We start from the raw sequence: 3971 nt of genomic DNA, 5'->3' as shown, positions 1-3971 counted from the left end.
TGTTCTGATTTAACCAGTAGTGTCGATAAAGGTGTCTGCAGTTATCATTTATCGGCCTTTAAGGAAATCATCAGGGAAAAGAACAGACAGTTATATCCAACAACACATTCCGTTAGTGCTTTCCCAACTATTAACCCGAATATCTCGCTAAGCACTTTTCCAGGTCGCTCCCCAGATGGCGCCTTAATCTCAGAGGCGGTCATGATAAGAAAAATATCGGCTACAACAAGGCTGGATCATGAGGCTTTTCGAACCACTTATCCTACTTTGTTTATCTTTGATGCAGAGCGATTCTCGGGAAAGGGGCTGTCTGGAAAGAGGGAGCCTGTCGTTTATGAATTACCATTGACCAGGGTCGTGAGTGACGGTTCCAGAAGAACCAGTAGTTTTCAGTTACCCGATAACTCGGCTTTTGTGGGGAACAGGACGGATATTTTGCCCGAATTTGTTGTTGAGGGAGGCATACAGAATCATTTCGTGATGTCAGCACCCCATAATGATGCTGTCTATTATTTGGCAAATATTGAAATCGATTCCAGAAATCCTTTAACAAAGGGCGCTATATCAACAGCAGCTCCAACAGGGCGCCCCGGTCCAAATCCTACCAAACGGGCTCATGTACCTGTGGGCATTCTCGATCTGAAGGGAGCAGGTATCTTTATGGCAGACAACATCAAGGTGGTACTTGATCCGGCAGATAATCGCGCTGAGACTAAACCGGTAAAACTGGGGTGTACAAATGATGCTGATGGGAGAGGAGCAAAGGAGAGCTTCATCTATCGATTTACGCACTCTGAGTTTGATCTCCTGCAAAGTACCCGAGGACCAAAAAATGTTCAAAACGCTGCATTGAATGTGGATTGTTACCTGAAAACAGGGCATGTGCAGCTAACCATGAAAAACACGAAAACAGTCATATCCGTACCCACTAAATCTGACACTCTGATACCCCGTCCGGCAGACAACAAAAGTGTGTTGTTCTCTATGAGCTTATGGCCGAGAAAGAACGTTCTGAGTTTGGTCGATTCAACCTGTAACACCGTCGTTGATCAGCATGACAACGATTTATCGATCGACTTAATGAATCTATTGCATCCTCATCACTATATGGGGGGTATCGGGGGCAGCAGCAAATACTGTTCTGACATCAAAACAATTCAGGGAGCATTTGGATTAAAAGACAGAGAAGAGGCATGGGGTTTGACAGTTGTTCCTCACACCGATCTACATAGCTGTTCAACTGAATTGGAGAAGAAGTATCAACTAGGATTTGCTTCGCTTAGTGAGTGGTCTGCTTCAGGCTTTGATGTTGCCTGTCATTGCACTACGCCAACATCGATTTTATCGACTTCATCCGGTTCATTCAGAGTTTCTCCATATACAACTCAGGTAGCCTACACTTCACCTGCAAAGATTTCAGGTGAAGGTGCTCCGGCTATTGAAGGTAATGGCACTAAAGGACTGACCGATGGGCAGAAAGCAGGATTAGGTATTTCCCTGTTTATTGCGGACCAGGGCATCGCTCATATCTGGTTCTGTCTTTCAAACCGTATCAGGCAAGTCTGGATAAGGCATACCAGCCAGTTGTTAGCGGCTGCAATAGGTCTGGGAATTCCGACAGTCCAGTTGTTGATACCAAAATGTGACAGTGGGCTGAGAGGAAGAAAGATAGAACACATTCGATTGGCAGAACATGAGTCACCATTGTAGTTTGTCGTTGTTATTTTATATCAGAGAAGTCTTTGCCTTTATTTATTACATATCCGGTCTAGGCTGAATAATGATCTTAAAAAGGATTATTACGGTAAGGATGCTTCTGTTTTAACTTTTAAAAATTAAACAGAGTGCAGTTATGAATGTTTTCAGATCCGGGTTAGCAGTTGCTCTATTGTCAGCAATTTATGGCTTCCCTTGTTATGCTTTCTCCACAGTTGAGCCAACGACCAGTTCCACATATACAAAGGCTTCAAGTTGTTCTGAATTAACTCGCCGTATCGATAGGGATGTGTGCAATCAGCACATATCGGAATTCAAGGCTCTCATCAGGGAAAAAAACAATCAGATATCTCCAACAACATCTTCCTCAGGTCATTCTCTAATATCCGAAACGGTCAAGATAAGAAAAATACCCGCTACAAATACAAGACCAGATCTTGAGGTTTTTAAAACTGACGATCCAACCCTGTTTATCTTTGATTCAGAGCAAGTGCCTGGAAAGGGGCGGCAAGCTATCTATGAATTGCCATTGGCAGAGTCTGTTGATGGCCACGATGCAATCGTCAGTTTTCAGTTGCCGGATAATTCGGCTTTCGTGGGGAACGGAAGAAATGAAGTTCGGCCTGAATTTTTGATTGATGGAAGGATGCAGAATCACTACGTGATGTCGGCACCCCATAATAATTCTGTCTATTATCTGGCGAATATCGAAGTCGATTCCAGAAACCCTCTGGATACTGGCGGTATATCAACGACACTTCCCACAGGATCCCCCCATTCAACCCCGTCCAGTCGGAGTCATATGCCGGCAGGCATTTTGAACCTGATGGGGGCGGGTATCTTTGTTGCAGATAACGTCAAGGTGGTACTTGATCCGGCGAACAATCACGGGATGATTAATTCGGTAAAACTGGGGTGTAACGATGATCCTGAAACAAGAGGGGGAGATGAGCGTTTTATTTATCGATTTATACGCTCTGAATTTAACCTCCTGCAAGGCACCCTGGGAGAAACATATCGTCATAACGCTGCATTGAATGTTGAATGTTTCCAGGAAACAGGACAAGTGCAGTTGACCATGAAAAACACTAAAACCGTCATAAAGGTACCCAACGATGCGCCAACAGCCGATGTTCCGGAAATTGCAGAGAGCAGTGGCGTGTTGTTCTCCTTTAGTTTTCAGCGGAAGAGAGAAAGCGTTCTGCGTTTTGTCGATTCTACCTGTAACCGCATCGTTGATCAGCATGACAATGACCTATCGATTGACTCCGCTCTGCCATCGGATCCTGATCACTATATAGGTGGCTGGCACCATAATCATTGTTCCGATTTTCATGCGATTCAGGGAGCGTTTGGATTAAAAGGCATTGAGCTGGCATGGGGTTTGAAAGCCTTTGATTACGCCGACAGTGATAGCTGTTCGCATGGCGCCAAGAAGAGTTATCGATTAGGGTTTGCTTCACTGTACGTGTGGTCTACCAAAGGCATTAATGTTGCGTGTAATTGCACCATGCCAACATTTGCTTCATCCATTTCACCGACTGAATGGATTACTGCATCCACTGAAACCATTGCACCCACTGAATCCGCCGCAACTGTTTCATCCACAGTCTCTCCCTATACAACTCAGGTAGCCTACACTTCACCCGTGCTGATACCTGATCCAGGTGCTCTGGTTATGAATAGTACTGACACAGCAGGGTTAACCATTTCGGAGAAAGTCGGAGTGGGTCTTGGTGTGCTTGCGGATCAGGTCATTACTCATAGCTGGTTCTATCTTTCAAAGCGTATCAGGCAAGCCTGGATAAGGCATACCAGTCAGGCCTTAGCGGCTACATTGGGTCTGGGTATTCCTATGTTTCAGTTGCTAACAAAATTTGTCTGCGGGGTGAGAGAAAGACAGACAGAGCACATTCTATTGTCAGAGCAAGTGCCACCATTGTAGTTCCTCGTTGTAAATAGCCTGTGCCCTCCGGAGGGTGTTGCAAAACCCTCCACGAGTCGGAAATCTGTACTTTAAATCAGTATTACCGGTTTCTTGGTAACAATGTTTTTGACGCCCTGTCGGGTTTAATGGCTGATGATAGTTTGCTTCACTCTCATGCTTGCTGAAAGGCCTTAATGAATTCCATTAAAAGATTCAGGGGCGTGAGGCTCTTTGTCTATTGGAGAAGGTGTCCCCTTTATTTATGAAATATCGGGTCTAGCAGCCTGTCGGACTTAAGCGTCCGTAGCGAGGATTGCAAGAAATTGAG

The 3971-nt window shown here is 45.0% G+C and carries 2 protein-coding genes; both read left to right on the top strand.

The features are described from left to right. Positions 1-1710 (top strand): hypothetical protein (locus KDK19_RS19390; protein WP_257292664.1); only part of this gene is annotated, 1710 nt, incomplete at its 5' end. A gap of 142 nt (positions 1711-1852) precedes the next feature. Then, the gene (locus tag KDK19_RS19385) at positions 1853-3661 is read left to right on the top strand and encodes a hypothetical protein (protein ID WP_257288561.1); all 1809 of its coding nucleotides are present in this window, start codon (positions 1853-1855) and stop codon (positions 3659-3661) included. The last annotated feature ends 310 nt before the right edge of the window (positions 3662-3971 follow it).

The organism is Endozoicomonas sp. ONNA1, from assembly GCF_024606325.1.
Classification (GTDB): Bacteria; Pseudomonadota; Gammaproteobacteria; order Pseudomonadales; family Endozoicomonadaceae; genus Endozoicomonas_A.
This window is presented reverse-complemented; position numbering and strand designations above follow the sequence as displayed.

Coding starts and splice junctions, on each gene's coding strand:
- KDK19_RS19385 (WP_257288561.1), top strand. CDS start 1,853: ATGAATGTTTTCAGATCCGGGTTAGCAGTTGCTCTATTGTCAGCAATT.